This is a genomic window from Neorhizobium petrolearium, assembly GCF_029854435.1.
GTDB classification, from domain to species: domain Bacteria; phylum Pseudomonadota; class Alphaproteobacteria; order Rhizobiales; family Rhizobiaceae; genus Neorhizobium; species Neorhizobium petrolearium.
In genome coordinates this window covers 346008-369551 of sequence record NZ_CP123002.1, presented here as the reverse complement: position 1 = coordinate 369551, position 23544 = coordinate 346008, and the positions used below count along the sequence as shown (strand labels likewise).

Genomic DNA, 23544 nt, shown 5'->3' with positions numbered 1-23544 from the left:
CCATGACCGCACAGCATCCGGCAGCAGGCGCGGCGCGCCCCTCGCGCGCGCGCCTGCCCGATCATTCGACAGGAGAAACATGATGGCCAAACTGCTGCGCAGCCGTGTCGCATCTGCCAACGAGCCGGGATGCGACTTCCCGATACAGAATTTGCCTTACGGTGTGTTCTCGACAGAGGGCTCGGCGCCGCGCTGCGGAGTCGCGATCGGCGACAGTATTCTCGATCTGGCGGCCTGCGAGGCGCAGGGTCTGGTCGATGGCGCGGGTACGTTTGCTCAACCCCAGCTCAACGGGTTCATCGCGCTCGGACGGCCGAAATGGGATGCCGTGCGCGCAGCGCTGAGTCGGCTGCTCGCCGAGGACGCAACACATGAACTGCCGCTCGTGTCCATGGCCGATGCCACCCTGCATCTGCCGATAAAGGTCAACGAATTCACCGACTTCTATGCCTCGAAGAACCACGCCTTCAACGTCGGCGTGCTGTTTCGCGGGCCTGACAATGCGCTGCCGCCGCAATGGACCCATATGCCTATCGGCTATAATGGCCGAGCCTCGTCCGTGGTAGTCTCGGGCACGCCGATCCGCCGCCCGATGGGGCAGATCAAGGGCGAGAACGGCCCGGAATGGACCGCCTGCCGCCGGCTCGACCTGGAACTGGAACTCGGCGCCATCGTCGGCGGCGACAGCACGATGGGCGAACGCTTGACGGTCGAAGAGGCCGAGGCGCTGATCTTCGGCTACGTGCTCTTGAACGACTGGTCGGCGCGCGACATCCAGGCCTGGGAGTACCAGCCGCTGGGACCGTTCCAGTCCAAGGCGCTGGGCACCACCATCAGCCCGTGGATCGTGACGCAGGCAGCGCTTGAACCCTTCCGCAGCGCAGGCGCCGAACGGCTTAACCCGCTGCTGCCATACCTCAAGGAAGACCGCCCCGGCTTCTACGATCTCGACATCGGCTGGACGATGAACGGGCAGACCATGGCCAGGACCAACTACAACGTCATGTACTATTCCAGCGCCCAGCAGCTGGCGCATCATACGGAATCGGGCTGCCCGATGCGGGTGGGCGATCTTATCGGCTCAGGCACGATTTCCGGGCCAAGGCGGGAGGAAACCGGGGCGCTGCTGGAGATGACCCAGGCCGGCAAGGAGCCGGTGACGGTAAACGGCGAATCGCGGACCTTCATCCATGACGGCGACGAGATCGGCCTCTTCGCCCATGCGGATGGTGAAGGTTACCGTATCGGCTTCGGCCCCTGCACAGGCCGCATTCTGCCGGCGCGCACATGAGGGTGGTCCTGCACGATTATTGGCGGTCGTCGGCATCCTACCGGGTGCGGATCGCGCTTGCACTCAAGGGCATCGGTTATGATCGCGTGGCCGTCGATCTGGTCAAGGGCGAGCAGCGCGGAGCGGAGAACCTCGAGTTCAATCCACAAGGGCTGGTGCCGACACTGGAGATCGACGGCAAGCGGCTGACGCAATCGCTGGCGATCATCGAATATCTCGATGAAACCCGCCCGGGGCCGCCGCTGTTGCCGTCGTCACCGGGAGCACGAGCCCATGTCCGCGGGCTGGCACTGGCCATTGCCTGCGAAATCCATCCGGTCTCCAACCTCCGCGTGCTGGCCCGCGTTGAAGCGCTTGGCGGAGCGGAGGCGCGGGCCAGCTGGAATCGCCAGAATATCTCCGATGGGCTTGAGGCCGTAGAAATCCTGCTGGATCAACCCGGCTTCGACGGTCGGTTCTGCCACGGCTCCACCCCGGGCCTCGCCGACTGCACGCTGATACCCCAGCTTTACAACGCCACGCGATGGGGAGCGGACTTCGCACATTTGCCGCGCATCAACGCCGTCGCGGCGAGTTGCGCTGATCTGGCGGCCTTTCACGCAGCGGCACCGGAAGCGCTTACGTGAAACACACCGCCCGTGCGTGTCGGAAAGAGCGGCGGCCTGACCGCCGCAGCCAACGCAGCCGCCGACGGGAGACTTGGAACATGAGGAGCATGGCAAGATGAAGAAGGTCTATTCGAGCGCCGCTGCCGCGCTGGATGGAGTGCTGAAGGACGGAATGCTGATAGCCGCCGGCGGCTTTGGCCTGTGCGGCATTCCCGAACTGTTGATCAAAGCGATTCACGAGGCGGGCACCAAGGATCTGACGATCGCCAGCAACAATTGCGGCGTCGACGATTTCGGCCTCGGCATCCTGTTGTCATCGCGCCAGATCAGGAAGATGATGTCCTCCTATGTCGGCGAAAACGCAGAATTCATGCGCCAGTATTTGTCCGGTGAACTTGAGTTGGAATTCAATCCTCAGGGTACGCTGGCCGAGCGCATGCGCGCCGGAGGCGCTGGCATTCCCGGCTTCTACACCAGGACCGGCGTAGGCACTGTTATCGCCGAGGGAAAGGAACACAAGGATTTCGACGGCGAGACCTGTATTCTCGAGCGGGGCATCGTCGCGGACCTGGCCATCGTCAAGGGCTGGAAGGCGGACGAGAGCGGCAACGTGGTCTTTCGCAAGACCGCACGCAACTTCAACGTACCTGCAGCGAAATGCGGACGCATCTGCGTCTGCGAAGTCGAGGAGATCGTGCCGACCGGCTCGCTCGACCCCGACCACATCCACCTGCCCGGCATTTACGTTCACCGCCTCATCCAGGGCGAGCATGAAAAGCGCATCGAGCAGCGCACCACACGCAAGGAGGCCTGACCATGGCATGGGATCGCAACCAGATGGCGGCCCGCGCCGCGAAGGAATTGCAGGACGGCTGGTATGTCAACCTTGGCATCGGCATCCCGACGCTTGTGGCCAACTATATCCCCGAGGGCGTCGAGGTGACGCTGCAGTCTGAGAACGGCATGCTGGGCATCGGTCCCTTTCCTTATGAGGGCGCAGAGGATCCGGACCTGATCAATGCGGGAAAGCAGACAGTGACCGACCTGCCGCAGACCGCCTATTTCGACAGCTCTGAAAGCTTCGCGATGATCCGTGGCGGCAAGATCGCCATGGCAATCCTCGGCGCTATGGAAGTGGCCGAGAACGGCGATCTGGCGAACTGGATGTTCCCCGGCAAATTGGTCAAGGGGATGGGCGGGGCAATGGACCTGGTGGCCGGCGTCGGTCGCGTGGTGGTGGTGATGGACCACGCCAACAAGGCAGGCGAATCCAAGGTGCTGAAGCGCTGCACCTTGCCTCTGACCGGTCAGAAGGTGGTCGACCGCATCATTACCAATCTCGGCGTGATGGATGTGGTCGAGGGTGGATTGAGGATCGTTGAGCTGGCCGAGGGCGTCAGCGACGAGGAGCTCCGGGCTTCCACCGAAGCGACCATTGTCGCCTGAGGAAAAGTCGTAGATCACTGACGGAATATGGATAACCGCCCCCACCGCGACGGGATATCCGGGCCGTTCCTCTCGACGATGCCGAGAGGAACGCAATGCAAGTTCTCAGACAGTCAGATAGCCACCATCCACCGGCATCATCACGCCGGTGACATAGGAAGACAGCTTCGAGGCCAGGAACAGCACCGGGCCGACGAGCTCGTCCGCCTCACCGAAGCGCTTGAGGGGGATGTGCTCAAGGTATCGGCGGGCGGTTTCGGGATTGTTGCGTGTCGGCTCGGTCATCGGCGTAATCATCAGGCCGGGGGCGATACCGTTGACCCGGATGCCAAACGGCGCAAGTTCGGCGGCCATTGCTGATGTCATGAGACGCACGCCGCCCTTTGATGCGCCATAGCCCATCCCGCCCGTGGTGGCCCGGAAGCTGGCGATCGAGCCCACGTTGACAATGCGTCCCTGCGTCCGTTTGAGCTGCCCGATTAAAACCTTGACCAGTTGCGCGGATGCGAGGGTATTGATGGCGAACTGGTCCTTGATCGAGTCCAGGAACCCATCCTCCTCCATCAGAACCCGGCGCACGATTCCCGCATTGTTGATCACGACGGACACCGGGCCGAGATCTTTCTCCACCTCTTCCGCGAACCGCTCGCTGGCCTCAAGATCCGTGACATCAAGGACGTAGGCAGAGGCGATACCGCCTTCGACGCGGATAGCATCGACCATTCGATGCAGCTTTTCGGCATCACGGTCGAGCGCCGCCACCTTCGCGCCGGCTCGGGCAAGCCCGCCGGCGATCGCGGCACCATTGCCCTGCGCGGCGCCCGTGACCACAACGACATCCCCCTTCAGCAGGTCGGGGCATTTTTCCAGATAGTCGATCATCATTTCCTCCGTGGGCTCGATGAATCCGTTTCAGGGTTAAGTGGTGCAAGTCACGTGAGAAGTCCGTCACAAATGAGCTTCAGGCTGACTGCGATCAGGATCAGGTATATCGCGCGATAGAATCTCTCGGCGGATATGCGGCGAACGAGATATATGCCCGCGAGGTTCGAAAGGACTGCGACCGGCATCAGCGTCGCCGAGTTCACAAGATTGCTTGGATCGAACTGTCCGAGTGCGGCAAAGGGCGCGACCTTCATCAGATTCGTCGCGGCAAAGACCATTGCGCTCGTTCCCGCCAGGATCTGGGGATTGAGACGTTGCGGCAGCACATAAATCTGAAATGGCGGCGAACCGGCATTGGCGACCATGCTCGCGAACCCGGACAAAGCGCCACAGAGCAGTCCGAAGGGTCGATTTTGTCCTGACGGCGAACCACCCGAGGGGTTTGGGGACAAAAGCCGGCGCGCCGCGAATATACCGGCCAGGAGCCCGACGAAGAGCGACAGCATCGCATCCGATACTTGCGCTGCGAAAAGATAACCAAGCAGTACTCCGACAACGGAGCCGGGCAGCAGCAACTTCAGGTTTCGAGCGTCCCAGGAGTGGCGGTAGGCATAGACCGTGAGGGCATCCTGCAGGAGGAGTATCGGCAGGATGATCCCTGCCGCCCGGATTGGCGGCATCACCAGCGCCAGCAGCGGCAAAGACAGCAGGCCAACGCCGGAAAAGCCGCCTTTAGAAAATCCAAGCAGGACCACGGCAGGAATAGCCGCTGCATAGAACAAGGGAGTTACACCCAGGTCGGGCATGGCTCTCAGTCCGTCTGCTGCCAGTCGAGAATTGTTCTGCACTCGTCTGGCAGCATGGCCGACAGCAGCGCCATATCGATGGCTTCTTCGACGACCGTACGGTCGCCGATATGATTGGCAAGGATCAGGACGAGTTTTGCCCAGCGGCGCAGGCTCTGCTCTACGCTCAGTCCCTCGTGCAGACGCACGAGGCCCTCGTAGATGTCATCGTGTCCCGTCAGGTTCGTCGCGGTCTTCAGTGCAGACATGGGCTTCCTCCTTTCGCACGGATCAATGCGGCCTCGATCCCGGTCGCGGTCGGTGACTTCCAACGTGCGGCGACATACTGGTCGGGGCGGACCAGATAGGCGCCGCCCTCGGTCAGGCCCAGTCGATCGGCGGCAATCTCCTGTACCTCGACAAGACGCACGCCCGCTGGCAACTCGCCCTTCCAGCCACGGGCGAGCAACACGAACTCGTCGCCAATGGCGTCCAGCAGCCAGCCGTCGTGATGCGGCGCATCCAGCACCGGCGATCCCGGACCGATACCGGCCTGCCACTCGTCGCTGTCAGGTGTTGAAAGCGCGCTCGCCGGGTAACTCACCGGCGTCGACAGCCGCCCCGAATTCACGAAGGGCCGTGCGAAGGCATGATCCCGCGCCAATTCGAGCACCGCGTCCCGCAAAGCCTGGCTGGCAGCGGATTTCGGAGTCAGGAAGTCCGTCGAACGGGTCGAGTTCAGGATGTTCTCATCCGCCGTCGCAATCGCTTCATCATTATAGGTCTCGATCAGGGTCTCGTCGGCCGCGCCTCTCAGGACGAGATCAAGCTTCCAGCCAAGATTGTCGATATCAGCTAGGCCGCCATTGCAGCCCCGCGCCCCGAATGGAGAAACAAGGTGCGCGGAATCGCCGGCGAAGATCGTGCGGCCATGGGCAAAGCGTCCCATCCGGCGGCACTGGAAGGTGTAGACGGAATACCATTCCTGTTCGAATTCGACGTCGCCAAGCATGGCGCGAATAAACGGCTTGACGTTTTCGGGCCGGATCGCGGCCTCGCGATCGACGTTCCAGCCCAGTTGGAAGTCCAGCCTCCAGACATCGTCCGGCTGCTTGTGCATCAGGGCCGACCGGCCAGGATTGAACGGGGGGTCGAACCAGAACCAGCGTTCCGATGGCATCTCGTGCTTCATTCGAACGTCGGCAATCAGGAAATTGTCCTCGAAGACTCGTCCCTCGAAATCAAGCCCGAGTTTTTCGCGCACGGTCGAACGGGCGCCGTCGCAGGCGATCAGCCATTCCGAGCGGAGCGTGTAGTCGCCGTCCAGGGTGGAAACCGAGAGTTCCACGCCGTCATCGACAGGATTGACGGCGTCGACCCGATGACCCCAGCGGATATCGATATTGGCGAGCCGCTGGCAGCCTTCGAGCAGATACTCTTCGATGTAGTATTGCTGGATATTGATGAATCCCGGCCGCTTCTGCCCCTTCACCGGCAGCGCGTCGAACTGGTAGACCGGGTCATCGTCGTTGCCCCAGAAGACCTTTCCGACGTTCCAGGTCACGCCCTTCTCCACCGCCGGATCGCCGACCCCCAGCCGGTCGAGAATGTCGAGCGACCGCTTGGAAAAGCAGATCGCCTTCGACGCATGAGCCACGAAATCGAGCCGGTTCAGCACCGTCACTGCATGCCCGCGCCGGCCGAGATCCAGCGCCATGGCGAGTCCCACCGGGCCGGCGCCGACGATCACGACGCGGGCGCTGTCCGTGTTTCCGGTCGGCGCGGGGGTCGCGCCGACTTCCTTGTAGACAGGGATTCCCTGCACATTTGCCATGATGTCTTCCTCCCGTTCCCGTCAATCCTGCAATTGCGCCCAGACCTCGCGGTCGCGCTCGGCAGTCCAGATGCGGGGATGTTCGATGCCGGCATATTCGTCCCAAAGCCGCTGGACATCGAAGGGCAGGCAATGTTCGAAAATCGGCCAGGCGCCGAACTCTGGCGCCAACGCATCGCGCGTGGCCTCGAAGGCCTCCTTCAGGCTGCCGCCGGCCCTGTGGACGCGGCCGGCATTGTCGATCATGCCGTTCAGGAACTTGCGGGTCTGTTCGACCGCCGCATCCGTTTCCGTCACACCGCGCGCCACGGCGCCGCGTCCGCCAATCAGGTTCTCGGCCTGATAGGCTTTGACATTGTCGAGCGTTTTCGTCGCCCAGTCGAAGTGATAGGCGTCGCCCGTGTAGAGTGCGGCCTTCGCCTCCACCAGATCGCCGGCGAAGAGCGTGCGGCTCTTGTCGTGCCAGACCACGATGTCGCCGCCTGTGTGGCCACGGCCCAGAAAGCGCAGTTCAAGCTTGCCGCGGTCTCCACCCAGTTCAATGTCGTATTCGGTGTCGAAGGTGATGGTCGGCCATGTCAGACCGGGAACTTCCTCGGCATTCTTGGCAAGACGTGGCATGCGGCCGAATTCGCTTTTCCAATCCTGCTCGCCCCGCTCGGCGACAAGATCGCGCGAGGCGTTGGACATGATGATGTCTTCCGCTGCGAAGGCGCTGGCGCCCAGCACGCGGACAGCATGATAGTGGGTCAGCACCAGATAGCGAACTGGCTTGTCGGTATGCTCGCGCAGGATTTTCAGCCAATCGCGCGAGGCAGCCGGCGTGGCGCGGCTCTCGATGGCGACAACGAAGTCCTCGCCTTCAACCGCGCCTACATTCGGGTCTCCTTCGGCGGTCAGCGCATAGACGCCATCGCTGAGGATTTCGAGCGTATCGGTCTTGGTGGTCGTGTCGGTCGATGAAGCAAAGGGTTTGCTCACAGGGATTCTCCTTCTCACGATGTCGGGCCGAAAGGCCCTGGTTCAGACGATTCTAATTTCTTCGGTCAGATAGACTTCCGGCCTGTGGCTGCCTGCCGCCGGAATTTGGCAATGGTCGAAAGCCAGCCGCGCCGTGTCGGGCGACGAAAAGGTCGTCCAGATGATGAATTGGGGCGGCTCCGGTTCGGACCAGAGGTGATCGCGCCGCATGATGTCGCCGATGGTATGGTCGGCGTGACCGTCGATGAAGCCCTCAAGCCGGGAAATGCCCAGCAGGAGATTGGCGCCGGAGGTGTGGGGACCCGCGCTATCCGCAACAGGTTTCCCGATCACAAAAACCTTTTGGGCGGAGGCGCCGTGCGACGGTGAAGCGTCAACATCCAGACCGGTCAGCCCGTCCAGGAACTTCGGTTCATCTATGACGAGACCACGCGTAACGGAGGAACCTGCGGCCTCGACAACGGACGCGCGATCCCTGAACCAGAGCTCGACGAAGCCGTGAACCGGCCATTCTCCGTCGGGACCCGTCACGCTGGCCGCAAGCACATGGTTCTGATTGTAGCGCACGAGACCCGGCAAATTTCGCGCGATTGCAGCATGTGGACCCGCCCAGTGAGCGCGGAAATCCGCCGGCGTCATTTCCCTTTTGCGCTTGAGCAACGTGATACGCTTGATCGTCATTCGACTTCTCCCTAGGTCGCGCGTCTCGTCAGGCGGCCTTATGGCCGCCAAGGAAGGCGTCGACGACATCCGGATTGTGCAGCAACTCCGCGCCGGTTCCGTGCATGGTCACCTTTCCCAGCGACAGGACGCAGGCCAGGTCGGCAATCCGAAGGGCCGCCTTGGCATTCTGCTCCACCAGCAGGATGCCCATCCCCATCTCGTCGCGCAGGCGGCAGATGAGACGAAAGATTTCCGCCACGACCAGCGGCGCAAGCCCCATCGACGGTTCGTCGAGCATGAGGACTTTCGGGTCGGCGGCAAGAGCCCGGCCAATGGCCAGCATCTGCTGCTCGCCGCCCGACATCGTCCCGGCCGCCTGACCGCGTCGCTCGAGCAGGCGCGGGAAAAGTTCGTAGATATGCTCGATCCTCGCCTGGACAACGGCTTTGGGCTGGCCATAGCCTCCAAGCTGCAGGTTTTCCTCCACCGAGAGCTCGGAAAACACCCGCCGACCTTCCGGCACATGGCGTATACCCGCGCGCGCGATCACCGCCGGCGCCTGCTTTGCAATGGAGCGTCCTTCCTGGCGAATATCGCCCGACCGGATCGGGATGAAGCCGGATATGGTGTTCAGCAAGGTCGACTTGCCCGCACCGTTCGCGCCGACGATCGACAGGATCTGCCCCTTGCGGATCGACAGGGAAACCCCGTGCAGGACTTCGACCGCGCCGTAGCCGGCGACGAGATTTTCAACTGTGAGCAGTTCTTCGGACATCAGGCAGCCTCCTCCTCGTCGCTGCCGAGATAGGCGGCGATGACTTCGGGATTGGTCAATATCTGGGCAGGCGTTCCCTCGGCGAGTTTCCGGCCAAAATTGATGACGACCACATGCGAGGAAATCGACATAACCATCGGCATGTCGTGCTCGACCAACAGAACGGCGCGGCCATCCGCGGCGATGTCTGTCAGTAGCCGGGCCAGGTCGGCGGTTTCGCTCGGGTTCAGACCCGCTGCCGGTTCGTCCAGCAGAATGACCTTCGGATCCTGTGCGAGCGCACGCGCGATTTCGACGCGCCGCTGAAGGCCGTAGGGGAGATCGCTGGCAGGCTGGTGCCACCACTCTTCGGGAACCGAGACGCGACGCAAGGCGTGTGCGGCCCGCTCCGCCATCTCCTCGTTCTCGGTGATGATCGTCCAGGGACGCAGCAGGGTGCTGAGCAGGCCATAGCGGCCAAAACGATAGGCCCCGGCCATGACATTCCTGAGCACGCTCATGCCCGCCGCCATTTGCGGGGTCTGGTAGGTGCGGGCAACCCCCGCCACGGCACGGCGGTGCACCGGCTCATTCGTGATGTCTGCACCTTCCAGCCGGATCGCGCCGTCGTTCAGGGACAGCACGCCGGTGATCAGGTTGATCAGCGTGGTCTTGCCCGCGCCGTTCGGTCCGATCACGGCTGTGATGGCGCCGGGTGCAAGGTCGAAGGAAACACCGGACACCGCCTGGATGCCGCCGAAACGCTTGGTCAGGCCAGAAAGCGAAAGTACCGGAACAGAAATCATGACGAACTCCTCGAGCGAACGAAGCGGAGCAGAGTTTCACCAAGGCCGCGGGGAGCGAACATCATCACCGCGACCATTGTCAGGCCGTAGACGAGAAGCTTGGCATGATCGAAGCTCTCCAGCAGGTTGGGCAGGATGATGATGGCGAAGGCGCCGAAGATAGCTCCCCAGATGGTCGACAGGGAGCCGATGATAACCATCATCAGAAGCTCGATTGAGAGGCTGACGCCGAACGTATTGGCGTTGAAGGAGCGTAGATAGAGGGCGAGCAGGGCGCCGGAAGCTCCTGCAAAAGCCGCGGCGATGGCGAAGACCATGGACTTGGCGCGGACGGTATCGACACCCATGCAGGCGGCGACCACTTCGGATGTACGCAGCACTTCAAGACCACGCCCGAAGCGACCGTCCACCAGAGCGGCGGCGACAATGGCTGCGACCAGAAGAACGACGGCGGAAAGCCAATAGACAACAGTCTCGTGGGACTGCCCCCAGAAGCCGAGGTTCGGAAGGTTCACGATGCCCGGATCGATGCCACCGGTAACCGAACGCCACTGCGAAGCGACCACGAAGAAGACTGCGCCGAGCGCGAGTGTGCCAAGCGCCAGATTATGCCCCGACAACCTGAGGATTGGCCGTCCGATGACATAGCCCAGCAGGCCCGGCAGGAGGATTGCTCCAATCAACGCAACGGGCACCGGCAAGCTGAGCTGCTGCATGGCAAAGGCGGCGGCATAGGCGCCGACGCCCATGAAGGCCCCCTGCCCGATCGATACCTGGCCAGCATAGCCCATCAGCAGCGTCAGGCCGATTGCTGCGATGGCATGGATCATCGACAGGACCACGATCGAGCGGTGGAACTGGTTGGACAACGTCACGCCCAGAATGGCGAGGAAGATCGCCAATCCCAGCAGGATCAGCCCATCGTGGCGAAGGTTGGAGGTAGATTTTGAATTTCGCATCGATCAGACCCTCGAAATTACGGCGCGCCCGGCGAGACCCTGAGGCCGCAGAATGAGCACGAGAATTAGGATGATGAAGCCGATTGCGTCCTTGAAGCCCGATGCCACGTAGCCCGCGGTCACGCTTTCGATGACACCAATCAGCAAACCGCCGAGAATGGCGCCGAGCGGATTGCCGAGACCGCCGACGACGGCTGCGGCGAAACCCTTCAGGCCCAGAAAGATGCCGTTTTCGTAGGATGCGGCGGAGATCGGTGCCATCAGCGTCCCGGCGAGACCGCCGATTGCGGCCGCCATGATCATCGCGATCACCGCAGCCTTCTTGGGTTCGATCCCGCAGAGGGCCGCCGCGCGCGGTTCCTGGCTCGCAGCCCGCATGGCCTTGCCGAATAGCGTGCGCGAAAACAGATACCACAGGGCGAGGCTGAGCACCGCCAGGGTCAGCATGATCCAGATGCCCTGGCTCGGGATATAGACGTTGCCGACGAGGACCAGGGGAATGAACCCGAATTCGGGCACGAAACTGATGTCGCGGCCGAAGACAAGCGCTGCTGCGCCGCGCAGTGCGAGTGCTACGCCTATGGTCAACATCACCAGGGTAAGATGATCGGAATGCCTGGCATTCTCCAGGATGACGCGCTGCATCACCCAGCCAATCGCCGCACTGACCGCCACCGCGACCGGAACCGCAACTCCGGTCGGGAGGCCGGCGATCGTCACCGCTCCCGTCAGTACCACCCCACCAAGCATCAGGAACTCGCCATTGGCGAAGTTGATCAGCTTGGTGGCATTATAGACGATCGTGAAGCCCAGAGCCGCCATGCCATAGATGCAGCCGACTACGATCCCCGTAATGAGGATCTGAATGAATACTTCCACGGGATTCTCTCCTGTGATTGGGGGCGTCATTGGCGGCTCGCGATCCAAGCCACGAGCCGCCGGCGTCTTGGGAGAGCTCAGTCGGCTACGACGAATTCCCCGCCTTTGACCTGCAGCATGATCATCGAGTTGGAGTTCTCATCCAGCCCGTTGTGGTTCGTGTCGGTGAAATTGAACATGCCGTTCGCACCTGCAAAGCTGATGCCGCTGCGCATCGCCTCGGCCAGTTTCACCCGATCCACCTCTCCTCCGGAAGCCTTCACGGCCGCGGCGATAAGAGAGAGTGCGTCGGCGGGATGTGCGATGAAGGTTGTCGGTTCCTTGCCGTATTTTGCACGATAGTTGTCCGCCAGCTTGGTGACGACGCCGCGCATCGGATCGTCCTCGGCGAGGCTCTGGGGCGCCAGGAGCCGCATGGACGACACGTAGCTTCCCTCGGCGGCCGGCCCAGCCTGCTCGATCAAGGCGGGTGAGGCAGCGCCGTAGCCGTTGAAAATCGGCTTGTCATATCCGACAGAGGCGGCATTCTTGAGAATGATCGTGGGACCGGGATTCACGCTCCAGATCAGCAGCGCGTCAGCACCACTGCTCCTCACCTTGAGGACCTGGGGCGTCATGTCCGTATCTTTCGGACCGAACTCCTCCGATGCCATGACAGGCACTCCGAGCTCGTCGGCCACATCCTTGATGACGGTGAGCCCGGCTTGTCCATAACCATCGGCGGAGGAAAGCACCGCGATCGAATTGATGCCGCGCTTTTTCATGAAGGACAGCAAATGCTTGACGACGATGCGATCTGTCGGCGGCACCTTGAACACGAACGGCGTCGGTGGGTTAACAACAGACTCGGCACCGGCGAAGGACACCAGCGGGACCTTGGACTCGTTGGCGACCGCCATGAGAGCCAGCGATTCACCCGTGGTCGACGGACCGATGACGACGTCAACCTGATCGGAGTCGATCAGGCGACGGAACTGCTGCGCCGCCACCGTGCCGTTACCCTCCGTATCGTAGAGGGTCAGCACCACCTTGTTTCCCGTCATCCCTCCGGCCGCGTTATACTCATCGACAAGCATTTCGATGGTTTCGCGCTGGGAACTACCCATGAAGGCGGTTGAACCGGACGCTGCGATCAGCGCTCCAATACGTATCACCTTCTCCTGGGCAGCCACCCCGAATGGGGATGCCAATGACAAAGCAAGTCCTGCGCCTGCCAGAAGCAGGTTTCTGCGATTCAAGTTCATGGTAGTTCCTCCCGTCAACGTAGATTTCGTAAGAGTTTAGTGGTGCTCGCGCGCTGCGTGCATTCCGGCGATGTACCCAAAGGTCATGCCCGGTCCGAGGGTGATGCCGCCCCCCGAATAGTTCCCGCCAAGGACGCTCGCCATGTCGTTGCCGACGGCGTAGAGACCCTGGATCGATTTGCCGTCCTCGCCGATGACGCGGGAATGCTCATCTGTTCGCAGACCGGCAAAGGTGCCGATACTTCCCGGCACGACGCGGACCGCATAGAAAGGGCCCTTCGCTATCGGGGCGAGACACGGGTTTGGCTTGACTTCCGGGTCGCCATGGAAGCGGTTGTATGCGGTGCTGCCGCGGCCGTATTCCGTGTCCACACCGGTAGGAACATCGTTGTTGAAGCGCTGGACAGTCGCCTCGAACGCCGCAGCGTCCATCCCAATGTTCTGCGCGAGTTCCGCCAGAGTGTTGCCGGAGATAAGATAGCCGGATTTGATGGAGGGAGCGAGCGGCAAGGGTGCCGGCTTAACATGGCCGAGACCGTACTTCCTGATGGTGCGATGATCGCAGATCAGGAAGGCTTCGGCCGGCTGACCGTGCTCCGTCATACGTTCCATGCCCTGGACGAAATCATGATAGCTGTTGGCTTCATTGACAAAGCGTCTCCCGGAACGGGCAACGGCAATCACCCCGGGCTTTCCGCGATCGATGAAGTGCGGAAATGGCCCCTTCGTTCCGTCTGCCCTCGGCACAAGGCTGGTCGGCGCCCAGGCGCCCGCATTGGGATAATCCATCAGCGTCTGCGCGCCGATCTGCTCGGCCAGCAGAAGGCCATCGCCAGTATTGCCGGGGCTGGCGGCGGACACATGTTCGCCCTCGCTCGCGACGTGATTGTAGAGCGATTTCCGCCGAGCCACGTCCTGGGCAAATCCGCCGCAGGCCAGGACCACGCCGCGTTTCGCGATGATCCGGCGCAGTCCTTTTGGCGTGAGTACGTCGGCCCCGATCACATTGCCATCGTCGTCACGCAACAAGGCCTTCACCGGGCTGTCGAGCCAGACAGGAACGTCGAGATCCTTTGCGCTCCGATAAAGGCGCGCCGCCAATGCGTTGCCGTTGGTCAGCAGCATCGAGCGTCCTTTCAGGACCTTGTCGACACCGAATTTTGCTATGCGTTTTGACACATAGGCGAAGGACTCCAGGCGCTTCGTGGCGCGATAGAAATGCCAGAGTTCCTTGCCGGATCCGATCGCCAACCCGTAGAGGGTAAGTTCGGAGCGCGGAGGACGAAGCTTGGGGAGGTCTTCACCGAGAATAGCGGCGTTGACCGGGACTGCCAGGATCGATCGCCCCCCTGGCATGCCGCCTGGCGCGTCCGGATGATAGTCGGAAAAGGCAGGTGATGCTTCGAACCGAACGTGGGTGTTCTCGTGCATGAAGTTGACCATCGCCGGCCCAGCGTCGAGAAATGCCTCTGTACGGGCCGCATCGTAGTGGTTGCTCGCCTCATGGCGGATGTAGTCCCGGGCAGCTTCCTTGCTGTCCTGTATCCCGGCCTCTTTACTGACCGGATTGTTTGGCACCCAGAGATAGCCTCCCGAGAAAGCCGTGGTGCCGCCAAACACAGGCTCTTTTTCCGCGACAATCACATTCAAGCCCTGCTTGGCTGCGACTATTGCCGCCGTCAGTCCGCTTGCGCCTGAACCTGCGACGAGCAAGTCGCAATGGACTTCCTCCACCGCGCTTTCCGATGAAATGGCGTTCATTGGTGTTTCCTCGATGTTTTTGAATGCTAGTCCACGCGCTACTGGCGCCTGCGCAGCAACGGGGCCGTCCTTGAGACGGGTCTCCCTACCGCTCAGGCAAGCCGACCTTTCAGGCCAAACTCAAATCCGTTCATTGGGACTCTCCTCACGCACCATCCTCAGTGCAAAACATTATACAATGTGTAATTTCTGTTATTATACGTAATGCTGTCTTTCAATTTGCGCCTTGTCAACAAATTTGTATAATGCTCATCATAAACAATAAGGAGGGCCCGAGTGCTGCTTGAAAACACAAGGAAAATTTCGCCGGAGGACACATCGGAGCGGCCGGCCCAACTCGGAATCCAGTCGGTTGAAATAGCGGGAACGATACTCGACGTGCTGATCCGCGCCGAGGGACCTATGAAGCTGGCCGAACTTGCGGCGAGCCTGAAAATGCCGTCGGCCAAGGTTCATCGCTATCTGGTGAGTCTGATCCGTACCGGGCTTGTGAAGCAGCTCAAGGATTCGTCGAAATACGACCTGGGGCCCGTCGCATTCCAACTGGGAATAAAGGGCTTCGCGCGATTTGAACCGCTGCAGCTCGCTGAAACGATCCTGACCGAACTTGTCGAACAGGTGGGCGAGACCTCTGCCTTGGCCGTATGGACAGACAAGGGTCCCACGATGGTCCGGGTCATGGAAGCGCGCCATGACTTTGCGACATCCGTCGCTCCGACTCACCACTGCCCTATGACGTTCTCTGCCACCGGCCTGGTTTTCAGCAGCTTTGACGACCCCGGCCGGACCGAAGGACCAATCGAGCGTGAGCTGGAACAGAATCGCGCAAGCGGAAGGGTCAACGCGCCCAAGGAACGCGCGGCGTTGGCAGAGTTGATACGCGAAACCCGTAGCCGGGGCTTCGCCTGCATCGCCGACGGCGGTGGAGACGGATTCGGCGCTGTCAGCGTCCCAATATTCGACCCGACGGGCCGGTTGTTGATGGCATTGACAGTCTTCGGGCGCACGAGGCGCGTTGACAGCGGGCCCGATAGCGCACTTGCGCGCATTGTCGTGGCGTCCGGGAAACGACTTTCTGAGGCCTTCGGCTTCCGCTATTGAGCGCCGTCAGCGCTCTTGAAAGCCTGATCGGCCCAGTCGGCCCGAAGCTGCGATTTTGGCCAACTCGAAGAACGTTGTGGAAACATGCTTGTGGGATTGAGCTGAGAAGCGCTCGCTCATGACATTGCGCTCCAATTTGAGGAGCGTAGTGATGAGTACGGGTATTTCTAGTTCGGATTTTGTCGAACCAATGGAGCCTGAGCTTCGCCGACATTGATTTCATCAATTCCAAACCGGCCGCTACGAGGCTCGGCCTGGCCGCGCAGTTAAAGTTTTTCAGCGCCCGCGGTTTCTTCGCTGAGGATGGCATATTGGTCCCGCACGATGGTGCCGAATACCTGGCCGAGCAGATCGGCGTCCCAGCCGACGAACTGACCGGTTATGATTTTGGCGGGAGAACAGCCCGTCGGCATTGCGCCGAGATTTTGCAGTATCTTGGCTTTCGCCGCATGACGCGAGGAGACCGGGAAGCGCTTTCTCGCTGGATCATCGGCGAGCGTTGCCCTTCCGGACAATCCGTCAGCGCCATGCTTGAGGCGGTGTTTCTTTGGTGCCGGGATCGCAATATCTATGGTCCGTCTGCCAAGGAGCTTGAACGGCTTGTTCGCTCGCAACGGCAACAATATCTGGACGGCTGGCTTCATGAGGTGAGCGCCGCGCTTCCGCCTGAGACTGTAGTGGCGATGGAAGCTCTCTCGCTGACGCGGAAGGGCCGACGGGCTTCAATGCGATGAAGGCCGATGCAGGGCGAGCAACCCTTTATAACATTCTGGCGGTGACCGCCCGGCTGACGTTTATCCGGAAGCTGAACCTCCCACGGAATATGTTTTCAAACATCAACCCGGCGTGGATCGAGCATGTTGCCCGCAGGGTTTCCGGCGAAAAGGGGCCCCGTGGCTCAGGCATCCCCTCATTTCTGAGATGACGTAGGGCGGGAAAGATGATTCTGCATTTCCGTGTCGGGAGTGCCGAACTGGTGCGAAACAATAGCTTCCTGCCCAAAGTTGGCCTCGGAACGTGGGGCATGCGCGACGAGCTTTGCGTCATCGCCGTGCGCAATGCCTTAGAGATGGGATATCGCTTTGTGGACACAGCGTCGTTCTATGGGAACGAGCGCGAGGTGGGCAAAGGCATCAGCCAAAGCGGCGTTTGCAGAGATGAAATCACAATCTCTACTAAGATTTGGCACACCGATTTCGCACCTGAGGCCATGAAGCTTTCAGTGGAGACGAGCCTTGAAAAGCTGCAAGTTGACTACATTGACCTGCTGCTGCTGCACTGGCCGCCCAGAGACCTTCAACTCGCCCCGCCGCTTAATACGCTTGCGAGCTTTGTTGATGCGGGATTAGCCAAAACAATAGGTGTCTCGAATTTTCCTCAGCCACTGTTGGAGACCGCTGTCGAGGTGACCTCTGTGCCTTTGGCATGTAACCAGGTCGAGATGCATATCGGCCTGCGCGACGAGTCTCTTCTCAAGGTGATGCGGGACAAAGGAATAGCGCTGGTTGCGCACTGCCCGTTGGCCCGTGGCGTTTACAGTGAACATCCAGCTTTACGAGCCGTCGCAGCGAAACACAAATGCTCTTGGCAGCAGGTGGCATTGGCTTGGCTCGTTATGCAGGACAACGTTCATGCCATACCGGGCGCGGACATTCCGGCACACCAGTGGGAAAACTTGCTCTCAACGACATTGATGCTCGATGAGGAAGATCGAGTTGCACTTGAAGCAGTTCAAGATGGTCGGCGGGTTTCCACAAGCCCGTATCCCGTGCCGGGAATGTATTAAGGCGAAAACTGGATAGGAGGCTATACGCCGACGGCCAACCGGCGCTGACGCCTCCGCAAATTACTTCGCTAAACCTGTTTAAGTTGTGGAGCCATTTGCTCTTCGTCTGAAAAATTTCAACTCGCTTCTAGGGGAGAAAGGCGCTCTGCCCTCTCTCCCCCACAAGCACTAAACCGGTCTCCCCATGCTTCGGCCTGTGGCCTGCAGCACCGGCCGCATTTCCATGAAATCCGTCTCGGCCCTCCGGGTGGGTGATCCCCCTCCGGTTTAGCGCTTGTCCCCCTCTCTCCAGCTGTTCCGCACGAGCTCGGGAGCAGGAGCGGGGCTCCTGCCCTCCCTTCGATTTCGGGAGGTCAAGGAGTGATCGCTTGCGCTTGTGGAGAGGGAAAAATGACAGAAAAGCTTGAGCTGCAACCCAACGAGCCTTTGTCCGTGAAGGTCGAACGTCACCGGGCCGTGTACCTGACGGCCGTCAACGGCGAGGGCGGCGCTGACATGGATCAAGAAGCGAGGGCACGTATGGAAATCATCAGGCACGCGCCGTCAGATCAGGATGAGAGAGATAAGAAGCTGCTTTACGTAGCAGGGTATCTAATTGCCTCCAAGGGGAGCCTGAACCCTGAGGAAATCGAGCTTCTTCTGTCAGGCTCCATCTCACTGCCGGGGCACTGATGAGCAACAGGCATCTGGCCCTGAAATCAGTAGTTGGTGGCTACCCATTCGCCGGATGCAGACTTGGCAAATCCAATGACGCGATCGAGAGGAGCTGCGTTCGGATTCCTCTTGATTGCCGCAACGCATGATACGCCTGGACCGCTGGCGTTCTCGTCACACTCTCCTAAGGCAAGGGTCACAACGGCTTCACCGCGGCCGGTCCTCAGAGGGTTGCGGGCATAAGCCTTGCGGTATGCGGCTAGGGCCTCCTCTTCTGTCGGTATCTCAAGCACAGGAGCCGGAGGTTCGGGAATTAGGGAGGGATTGGCTGCGATAAGGGCAGCGATCTCCGCATCAGTGGGGGCCCGAACAACCGGCTCTGGCTCCGGCATGATGAGATAAGTACCTCCTGCACCGGCGAGAATGCCGATACCGGCTGCTGCTACGATGAGAATGTTGCTGTTCATGTCATCCACTCAGTCATTCAGGTTGAACCAAGCACGCTGCTTGACGCCCTTATCGTTCGGAATGTCGAAATAATAAGGGTCCGCGCGGCGAGGGCGGGGCTGAGTGATCTGCACCATGCAGCCATTGTCTCGGTTGAAGACATCATTGTCGTTGTTCTGGTTGATCTGCCGGATCGTGACACCCTTGCGCTCGTTTTCTCGGGCGTCACCAAATTGGGTACGGAAGGCGGCACGGTTGCTGCACTGGTTGACGGTCTTCGTGCACTGATCCTTGTCGTCTCGGCCCAAGAACGACCGATCCCCATCGGTGCGGGAGGAAACGGCGGTCATGCCGGCAGGGCATTCCTCGTAAGGTTCATAGCCCGGTTTTCCGGCTTTTGCTTCATGGCAGATCGGCCAGGAGAAGCCGGGCTTCGCCATAGCTGATATGAGCCTTTTCATCGGGGGAACGCAGTAGGGGACGCCATGCCATGACGGGCTTTGTGAGGCTGCGCACAAGAGGATCTGGCAACCCCATGAGGCATCCTCGGCCTTGGCAGATGCTGGAGAGATGGCAAGAGCCGCGAGACCGGCTGCGGCAAAAAACACTGGTTTCATATCAGGTGTCCCTCTTGATTAATGCTGCTGAAATTGCCGGCTCGGAAAGAAATCTTTCGAGCGGAGTCCTGTGCTGGATGCGTTCGCCTGCAGCGTAGATGACGGCCGAGATCAGTGCGAAGCACGCAAACCAGGAAATGCCGATGCGATAGAGCAATGGCTGATTGGGAATGTCCCGAGAAACCGCGGCGAAGGCGAAGAGCCCGACCAGGTAGCTGTCGAAGGACAAGTGACGCTTGTCGTGGAAAGCCAGCGACAGGATGAGAAGGAAGGCCGCTAGTAGCGCGTGGATCCACCAGAGTCTCTGCGCCGGGATTATGAGGGCGATCGAGAGGGAGATGGCAAGCAGCAAACCAGCCAAGGGATCCGTTGCGAGAGAGGTCGCAATATGTGCGAGGTCTGGCAACTATCGGTCTGTCCTCTTCGGCTTGTTTCGCGCATCAGCAAAAGGAGGAGAGATCTCGCTTTTCCTCTCGGCCAATAGATTGAAGTCGGCGATCGGATGCCGATCTAGCGTCTTGTCGACAGCTTTGCGGCGCCATTCGTTCATGTCCAACACGTAGGTTCCCCACATCCCATACCGGGCGGCCATCGCGTTGGTCTGATAAGCGTAATATTGGGCGTTGATGTAAGGGGAATCGAGACGAGCCCAACCGACGCGCAGCATTTCGGCGGCGAGATCCACACCGTTAGTCGTGCATTGTGCGACGGGTATCCCATCGTTCGCGTAGGCCAGACCGACGCAAGTCGTGGGTCTGTTTCCGACAGTCCTTTTCAGCCAGGCCTTGGCGAAGGGACCGCATGGAACGGGGCTAGGAGCCTGTTGCTTCTCCCGGTTGGTCCACTTTGGGTTCAAAGCCCATTGAGGAAGCTCACAGGTGTCGATGCCAGCCAACCTCACTTTATAGCCATTGCCAAGCGTGCCGAACCATAGCGTGCGGCCGTCGAGAACGGTTACCGGGCCTTTGAACGTCGGCAACCGAACAGCAGCAGCAACTGGAGGCGCAGCCTGACCGCGTAGGGCGTGCCAGTTCTGATAGATCGGATCGGCGGCAAACGCTGGCTGGGCTAAAGAGCTTGCGGCGATAAAAAGGATAAGGCGGTTTATCATGGCTGGGCGCTCCTCGATCGCTGGTTCGCCTCACGACTAAGCAGGATGGAAGGATGCTGAACGTCGGAGAATTGCCAAAGGCCGGCCTTCTTTTGCTGAGCAAGCTGCTCGGCTATGGCGTAGGGGGCATGATAAGGGAGACCATCGGTCTTCAAGGCGGCGAATGCATAGCCGCTTGTCACCATGATCTGCGCGAGGTCGAGCCTTTGACTGCCAACCGTGGCGTAACAAACGACATATGAGATGCCATTAAGCTTCGCCACGGGGGCACAGATCGGTTTGGTGTCCTTGATGTAGGCAGCCAACATCGCAAGCGATGCCTCACCGCAGTCCTTCTTATTGCCCTGACCATCCGTGTAGGCAGTGCCGCGTAAGCAGGACTGGATGCCATAGAGACGAAACCGCTCTCCGTTCGAGATCCAGGTGTCCCCCGTTTCCAAGGTAACGCCGGGAGCAAGATCGAAGTACCCTTCAGGTGCGGCATTGGCGGCAAAGGGCAGTAGAGTCGCGACGAGTGCAGCAGCAAGCTTCATTGCGCCTTCACCCGAGGATCTGCCCACATACCGTAGGAACCCTTCTGGCCGATTTCCTGAGCTTCCGTGAGATCAGGACGTTCGAATGAACCATCGGCTTTCTTAGTCAGGCGAACCGCTCCCAACGACAGAAGCTGCTCCTCAAGATTATCAACCGTGTCCATTGCTCCAGGATAGTTATAGTAGCCGTAGCAAGTGACATCCTGAACGGGGGCAGTCTGCTCGCTGATGAAGGCCCTGCAGAACAGAACCTTGGGGCTTTGCAGCATCGTTTGCAGCTGCTGCGTACCAAACTCCTCGCAAGTCCCGGAATAGTCCTCCGCGCGATTGACCAGATCGCCGTTGCAGGGCTGAACGCCATACAGATGCAACGTTGTCGATTCATCGACGCGAAACTCAGTCGCCGAGATAGCCTTGAAGCCATTGGCCGTGGCGTAACCTTTGCGATCAGCGACTTTACCGGTCCCGTCGTAATACTCGACGACAAGAACAGTTTTGCCCGGCGCCGCCAGCGATCTGATGTAGTCCTTGTTCACCGCAGGAGCGGCAAGCGCTTGTGTTGCCATTGCGCAACTTAGAAGCGCGGGAATGATGGCCTGTTTCATAATCTAGCCCTAACCATCCGTAGTGCGATTGTTGACCCTGCAAAATAGGGTTTAACACCGATCAGAAAACTTGTAAGAGTGCATCAAATCGGTATCATGTGTGCATTAACTCTAGTCGGTTTTCGTGGCGATCACAACACCGTTTGACGGGCGGGTGCGATGGATAAAAACACTGTCTATGCAGGGTATCTAGGCCCGCGAACCCTGACTAGCGCAGCATTATCCATGCTGCTCGCGGCCAATACTGCTGCGTCACAAGACCTAGCCACAACAGGCCGTATTTCCAGCAGTTACAACGGTTATGTGACAATCAACGAGGAATCTCTTGTCACGAACTTCGAAGATCGCTGGAGCGGTGTCGAGACATCAGAGAAGGAATTCGTCCTTGGTGCAAACGGTGTTGTCACGAAGGGCGGAGCCGAAGTTTTGGGCGCAACGGCGTCGAACGACGCGGGCGCCAAAGGGCATCAAATTGATGCGGCTGTCAGCGCGTATTTTGATGTCTCAGAGCGCGCCACGGGCCGCATTGAGCCTGTCCAAACTCCTACTCTAGATACTACATCTAGTGATACCCCCGAAAATCTAGGGGCAGGAACTCCCGTTGAAGAGTGCGGGCCGTCGCCCCTGTCACCTGAGGAGATTAGAGCGCTGGTTGCATCCACTGCGCGCCGATACAGCGTCGATGAGGGCTTCGCGGTTGCGATTGCTTGGGCCGAAAGCCGATTCGATGAGATCCGCAATTCACCGAAAGGCGCACGCGGACCGATGCAGCTTATCCCCGAAACGGCGGCTCGCTTCGGTGTTCAGGACATTTGCGATCCTGCTCAAAACATCGAGGGCGGGATGAAGTACCTCCGCTTCCTGCTCGATGAGTTTCAGAACCCGCTTCTGGTCGCAGCCGCTTACAACAGCGGGGAGGGGCGCATCTACGAATATGGCGGCGTTCCGCCATTCCAAGAAACCGTCGGCTATGTCGCAAAGGTCGTGAATTTCCAGCTCGGCCTACCGATGCCAACCGGCAAACGGAAGGCGAACGGGATCGTCCGAGACATGGCGGCAAAGAACACCAGCGATGCCGGAGTCATCGCTGTGGAGAAGACCGGCAAGTTCGTCGGCGGCGTGATGCATTTTTAAGGAGAGAACTATGAAGAACGTCGTTTCCCGGCATTCCGGGGCATTGAAGGCAGTAGCCGTCATTGGCTTGGTGGCAGCCCTGCAGGTTGCAGGCGCTGATCAAGCGCTTGCACAGGCTGGCGGTGGCGGCGGCGGTGCATTCGCCCCCCTTCAGACAGCCGTACAGATGATCGTTGACTTCATCACCGGCCCCTTCGGACGTCTGATGGCAATCATCGCCGTGATTGGCCTCGGCTTCCTTGCCTTTGCCGGCAGGCTTTCGTGGTTCACGGCCGGAGCCGTCGTCATTGGCATCGGTCTCGTGTTCGGCGCCCCTGCCATCGTTGACCAGATGATTTCGTCGGTAGGCGGCGGCTGATGAGCGATTTTCAGGACGAGAAGCCAGCTTTGACGCCGTTGGTGATCGGCTTGACCCGGTCTCCGACGCTATGGGGCGTGCCCTACATGGCGGTCGTCCTGATCATCGGCGTGACAATCATTGGGTGGCTGGTGACGAACCATCTGGCGGCACTGCTGATCGCGCCAGCCGCCTACCTTGTCCTTTTCTCGCTTTGTGCCTGGGACAGCAAGATTCTCGACGTCCTGCAGGTCACGTCCCGCAAGACGCCAAGGACCCCCAACAAGCGCTTTTGGGGCACCAACTCATACGGACCATAGTAG

At 60.2% G+C, this 23544-nt stretch carries 28 protein-coding genes and 1 pseudogene; 11 read left to right on the top strand and 18 right to left on the bottom strand.

Annotated features, from left to right (window positions below):
• Nucleotides 1–79: 79 nt before the first annotated feature.
• From fahA to QEO92_RS33055, 4 genes are all read left to right on the top strand, one after another.
• On the top strand, nt 80–1291 hold the full coding sequence (fahA, locus tag QEO92_RS33070; protein ID WP_210058874.1) for a fumarylacetoacetase: 1212 nt from the start codon (nt 80–82) through the stop codon (nt 1289–1291).
• Nucleotides 1288–1917 carry a maleylacetoacetate isomerase gene (gene maiA / locus QEO92_RS33065; RefSeq protein WP_210058876.1) on the top strand — a complete coding sequence of 210 codons (630 nt, stop codon included), beginning with the start codon at nt 1288–1290 and terminating at the stop codon, nt 1915–1917. Before fahA ends, maiA begins: the two co-directional genes overlap by 4 nt.
• Nucleotides 1918–2014: 97 nt before the next feature.
• On the top strand, nt 2015–2713 hold the full coding sequence (locus QEO92_RS33060; protein WP_210058878.1) for a CoA transferase subunit A: 699 nt from the start codon (nt 2015–2017) through the stop codon (nt 2711–2713).
• A 2-nt stretch (nt 2714–2715) separates the two neighbouring features.
• Nucleotides 2716–3345 (top strand): 3-oxoacid CoA-transferase subunit B, encoded by a 630-nt coding sequence (locus QEO92_RS33055; protein ID WP_210058880.1) that lies wholly within the window; start codon nt 2716–2718, stop codon nt 3343–3345.
• A gap of 105 nt (nt 3346–3450) precedes the next feature.
• Here QEO92_RS33055 and QEO92_RS33050 read toward each other — a convergent pair whose 3' ends face one another.
• The 12 genes from QEO92_RS33050 to QEO92_RS32995 all read right to left on the bottom strand — a co-directional run bounded on the left by QEO92_RS33050 (nt 3451) and on the right by QEO92_RS32995 (nt 14896).
• Nucleotides 3451–4230: an SDR family NAD(P)-dependent oxidoreductase gene (locus QEO92_RS33050; RefSeq protein ID WP_280107560.1), complete on the bottom strand. Its 780-nt coding sequence runs from the start codon at nt 4228–4230 to the stop codon at nt 3451–3453.
• Nucleotides 4231–4277: 47 nt separating this feature from the next.
• Nucleotides 4278–5036: a sulfite exporter TauE/SafE family protein gene (locus QEO92_RS33045; protein ID WP_227705960.1), complete on the bottom strand. Its 759-nt coding sequence runs from the start codon at nt 5034–5036 to the stop codon at nt 4278–4280.
• A 5-nt stretch (nt 5037–5041) separates the two neighbouring features.
• The gene (locus QEO92_RS33040; RefSeq protein ID WP_210058884.1) at nt 5042–5284 is read right to left on the bottom strand and encodes a DUF2783 domain-containing protein; all 243 of its coding nucleotides are present in this window, start codon (nt 5282–5284) and stop codon (nt 5042–5044) included.
• Nucleotides 5272–6849, bottom strand: coding sequence for an FAD-dependent oxidoreductase (locus tag QEO92_RS33035; protein WP_210058886.1), 1578 nt, complete (start codon nt 6847–6849; stop codon nt 5272–5274). Before QEO92_RS33035 ends, QEO92_RS33040 begins: the two co-directional genes overlap by 13 nt.
• 21 nt (nt 6850–6870) lie before the next feature.
• On the bottom strand, nt 6871–7830 hold the full coding sequence (locus QEO92_RS33030) for an MBL fold metallo-hydrolase (protein ID WP_210058887.1): 960 nt from the start codon (nt 7828–7830) through the stop codon (nt 6871–6873).
• 42 nt (nt 7831–7872) lie between these two features.
• A complete protein-coding gene (locus QEO92_RS33025; protein WP_210058888.1) occupies nt 7873–8511 on the bottom strand; it encodes an EthD family reductase in 639 nt (212 codons plus the stop codon).
• Between the two features lie 28 nt (nt 8512–8539).
• The gene (locus QEO92_RS33020) at nt 8540–9256 is read right to left on the bottom strand and encodes an ABC transporter ATP-binding protein (protein WP_210058899.1); all 717 of its coding nucleotides are present in this window, start codon (nt 9254–9256) and stop codon (nt 8540–8542) included.
• Between the two features lie 11 nt (nt 9257–9267).
• Nucleotides 9268–10053, bottom strand: coding sequence for an ABC transporter ATP-binding protein (locus tag QEO92_RS33015; protein WP_210058889.1), 786 nt, complete (start codon nt 10051–10053; stop codon nt 9268–9270).
• Nucleotides 10050–11012, bottom strand: coding sequence for a branched-chain amino acid ABC transporter permease (locus QEO92_RS33010; RefSeq protein ID WP_210058890.1), 963 nt, complete (start codon nt 11010–11012; stop codon nt 10050–10052). Before QEO92_RS33010 ends, QEO92_RS33015 begins: the two co-directional genes overlap by 4 nt.
• 3 nt (nt 11013–11015) lie before the next feature.
• Nucleotides 11016–11891: a branched-chain amino acid ABC transporter permease gene (locus tag QEO92_RS33005; RefSeq protein ID WP_210058891.1), complete on the bottom strand. Its 876-nt coding sequence runs from the start codon at nt 11889–11891 to the stop codon at nt 11016–11018.
• A gap of 77 nt (nt 11892–11968) precedes the next feature.
• On the bottom strand, nt 11969–13135 hold the full coding sequence (locus tag QEO92_RS33000) for an ABC transporter substrate-binding protein (RefSeq protein WP_210058892.1): 1167 nt from the start codon (nt 13133–13135) through the stop codon (nt 11969–11971).
• Nucleotides 13136–13171: 36 nt separating this feature from the next.
• Complete coding sequence (locus QEO92_RS32995) at nt 13172–14896, bottom strand: FAD-dependent oxidoreductase (RefSeq protein ID WP_210058893.1); 1725 nt, start codon at nt 14894–14896, stop codon at nt 13172–13174.
• A gap of 276 nt (nt 14897–15172) precedes the next feature.
• Between QEO92_RS32995 and QEO92_RS32990 the strand changes: the two genes are divergently transcribed.
• The 4 genes and pseudogenes from QEO92_RS32990 to QEO92_RS32975 all read left to right on the top strand — a co-directional run bounded on the left by QEO92_RS32990 (nt 15173) and on the right by QEO92_RS32975 (nt 18455).
• Nucleotides 15173–15997: an IclR family transcriptional regulator gene (locus QEO92_RS32990; RefSeq protein WP_210058894.1), complete on the top strand. Its 825-nt coding sequence runs from the start codon at nt 15173–15175 to the stop codon at nt 15995–15997.
• A gap of 151 nt (nt 15998–16148) precedes the next feature.
• Nucleotides 16149–16883 (top strand): annotated as a pseudogene (locus QEO92_RS32985) (DUF4158 domain-containing protein); the annotation flags it as partial.
• Between the two features lie 54 nt (nt 16884–16937).
• Nucleotides 16938–17783, top strand: coding sequence for an aldo/keto reductase (locus QEO92_RS32980; RefSeq protein WP_227705958.1), 846 nt, complete (start codon nt 16938–16940; stop codon nt 17781–17783).
• Nucleotides 17784–18173: 390 nt separating this feature from the next.
• The gene (locus QEO92_RS32975) at nt 18174–18455 is read left to right on the top strand and encodes a hypothetical protein (RefSeq protein ID WP_227705957.1); all 282 of its coding nucleotides are present in this window, start codon (nt 18174–18176) and stop codon (nt 18453–18455) included.
• A gap of 26 nt (nt 18456–18481) precedes the next feature.
• On the opposite strand, the gene QEO92_RS32970 is transcribed toward QEO92_RS32975, so the two are convergent.
• The 6 genes from QEO92_RS32970 to QEO92_RS32945 all read right to left on the bottom strand — a co-directional run bounded on the left by QEO92_RS32970 (nt 18482) and on the right by QEO92_RS32945 (nt 21750).
• Nucleotides 18482–18904, bottom strand: coding sequence for a hypothetical protein (locus QEO92_RS32970; RefSeq protein ID WP_227705973.1), 423 nt, complete (start codon nt 18902–18904; stop codon nt 18482–18484).
• Nucleotides 18905–18913: 9 nt separating this feature from the next.
• Nucleotides 18914–19324 carry a hypothetical protein gene (locus QEO92_RS32965; protein ID WP_311319489.1) on the bottom strand — a complete coding sequence of 137 codons (411 nt, stop codon included), beginning with the start codon at nt 19322–19324 and terminating at the stop codon, nt 18914–18916.
• A 178-nt stretch (nt 19325–19502) separates the two neighbouring features.
• Entirely contained in the window at nt 19503–19907 is a 405-nt protein-coding gene (locus tag QEO92_RS32960) for a hypothetical protein (protein WP_227705955.1), read from the bottom strand.
• Nucleotides 19908–20612, bottom strand: a complete 705-nt coding sequence (locus QEO92_RS32955; RefSeq protein ID WP_227705954.1) for a thermonuclease family protein — start codon at nt 20610–20612, stop codon at nt 19908–19910.
• Nucleotides 20609–21145 (bottom strand): thermonuclease family protein, encoded by a 537-nt coding sequence (locus QEO92_RS32950; protein WP_227705953.1) that lies wholly within the window; start codon nt 21143–21145, stop codon nt 20609–20611. The genes QEO92_RS32955 and QEO92_RS32950 overlap by 4 nt, the downstream gene beginning before the upstream one ends.
• Nucleotides 21142–21750, bottom strand: coding sequence for a hypothetical protein (locus QEO92_RS32945; protein ID WP_227705952.1), 609 nt, complete (start codon nt 21748–21750; stop codon nt 21142–21144). The genes QEO92_RS32950 and QEO92_RS32945 overlap by 4 nt, the downstream gene beginning before the upstream one ends.
• Before the next feature lie 225 nt (nt 21751–21975).
• Between QEO92_RS32945 and QEO92_RS32940 the strand changes: the two genes are divergently transcribed.
• From QEO92_RS32940 to QEO92_RS32930, 3 genes are read left to right on the top strand one after another with little or no spacing between them, the layout of a single operon-like run.
• On the top strand, nt 21976–22884 hold the full coding sequence (locus QEO92_RS32940; protein ID WP_280107559.1) for a lytic transglycosylase domain-containing protein: 909 nt from the start codon (nt 21976–21978) through the stop codon (nt 22882–22884).
• Nucleotides 22885–22894: 10 nt separating this feature from the next.
• Nucleotides 22895–23242, top strand: a complete 348-nt coding sequence (locus QEO92_RS32935; RefSeq protein WP_037093745.1) for a TrbC/VirB2 family type IV secretion system protein — start codon at nt 22895–22897, stop codon at nt 23240–23242.
• On the top strand, nt 23242–23541 hold the full coding sequence (locus QEO92_RS32930) for a VirB3 family type IV secretion system protein (RefSeq protein WP_081950740.1): 300 nt from the start codon (nt 23242–23244) through the stop codon (nt 23539–23541). The genes QEO92_RS32935 and QEO92_RS32930 overlap by 1 nt, the downstream gene beginning before the upstream one ends.
• Nucleotides 23542–23544: the final 3 nt, after the last annotated feature.

Excerpts from the sequence above, each read along its gene's own strand:
- fahA (WP_210058874.1), top strand. The coding sequence starts at position 80 with ATGATGGCCAAACTGCTGCGCAGCCGTGTCGCATCTGCCAACGAGCCG.
- maiA (WP_210058876.1), top strand. The coding sequence starts at position 1,288 with ATGAGGGTGGTCCTGCACGATTATTGGCGGTCGTCGGCATCCTACCGG.
- QEO92_RS33060 (WP_210058878.1), top strand. The coding sequence starts at position 2,015 with ATGAAGAAGGTCTATTCGAGCGCCGCTGCCGCGCTGGATGGAGTGCTG.
- QEO92_RS33055 (WP_210058880.1), top strand. The coding sequence starts at position 2,716 with ATGGCATGGGATCGCAACCAGATGGCGGCCCGCGCCGCGAAGGAATTG.
- QEO92_RS33050 (WP_280107560.1), bottom strand. The coding sequence starts at position 4,230 with ATGATGATCGACTATCTGGAAAAATGCCCCGACCTGCTGAAGGGGGAT.
- QEO92_RS33045 (WP_227705960.1), bottom strand. The coding sequence starts at position 5,036 with ATGCCCGACCTGGGTGTAACTCCCTTGTTCTATGCAGCGGCTATTCCT.
- QEO92_RS33040 (WP_210058884.1), bottom strand. The coding sequence starts at position 5,284 with ATGTCTGCACTGAAGACCGCGACGAACCTGACGGGACACGATGACATC.
- QEO92_RS33035 (WP_210058886.1), bottom strand. The coding sequence starts at position 6,849 with ATGGCAAATGTGCAGGGAATCCCTGTCTACAAGGAAGTCGGCGCGACC.
- QEO92_RS33025 (WP_210058888.1), bottom strand. The coding sequence starts at position 8,511 with ATGACGATCAAGCGTATCACGTTGCTCAAGCGCAAAAGGGAAATGACG.
- QEO92_RS33015 (WP_210058889.1), bottom strand. The coding sequence starts at position 10,053 with ATGATTTCTGTTCCGGTACTTTCGCTTTCTGGCCTGACCAAGCGTTTC.
- QEO92_RS33010 (WP_210058890.1), bottom strand. The coding sequence starts at position 11,012 with ATGCGAAATTCAAAATCTACCTCCAACCTTCGCCACGATGGGCTGATC.
- QEO92_RS33000 (WP_210058892.1), bottom strand. The coding sequence starts at position 13,135 with ATGAACTTGAATCGCAGAAACCTGCTTCTGGCAGGCGCAGGACTTGCT.
- QEO92_RS32995 (WP_210058893.1), bottom strand. The coding sequence starts at position 14,896 with ATGAACGCCATTTCATCGGAAAGCGCGGTGGAGGAAGTCCATTGCGAC.
- QEO92_RS32980 (WP_227705958.1), top strand. The coding sequence starts at position 16,938 with ATGATTCTGCATTTCCGTGTCGGGAGTGCCGAACTGGTGCGAAACAAT.
- QEO92_RS32975 (WP_227705957.1), top strand. The coding sequence starts at position 18,174 with ATGACAGAAAAGCTTGAGCTGCAACCCAACGAGCCTTTGTCCGTGAAG.
- QEO92_RS32970 (WP_227705973.1), bottom strand. The coding sequence starts at position 18,904 with ATGAACAGCAACATTCTCATCGTAGCAGCAGCCGGTATCGGCATTCTC.
- QEO92_RS32965 (WP_311319489.1), bottom strand. The coding sequence starts at position 19,324 with ATGGCGAAGCCCGGCTTCTCCTGGCCGATCTGCCATGAAGCAAAAGCC.
- QEO92_RS32955 (WP_227705954.1), bottom strand. The coding sequence starts at position 20,612 with ATGATAAACCGCCTTATCCTTTTTATCGCCGCAAGCTCTTTAGCCCAG.
- QEO92_RS32950 (WP_227705953.1), bottom strand. The coding sequence starts at position 21,145 with ATGAAGCTTGCTGCTGCACTCGTCGCGACTCTACTGCCCTTTGCCGCC.
- QEO92_RS32945 (WP_227705952.1), bottom strand. The coding sequence starts at position 21,750 with ATGAAACAGGCCATCATTCCCGCGCTTCTAAGTTGCGCAATGGCAACA.
- QEO92_RS32940 (WP_280107559.1), top strand. The coding sequence starts at position 21,976 with ATGCTGCTCGCGGCCAATACTGCTGCGTCACAAGACCTAGCCACAACA.
- QEO92_RS32935 (WP_037093745.1), top strand. The coding sequence starts at position 22,895 with ATGAAGAACGTCGTTTCCCGGCATTCCGGGGCATTGAAGGCAGTAGCC.
- QEO92_RS32930 (WP_081950740.1), top strand. The coding sequence starts at position 23,242 with ATGAGCGATTTTCAGGACGAGAAGCCAGCTTTGACGCCGTTGGTGATC.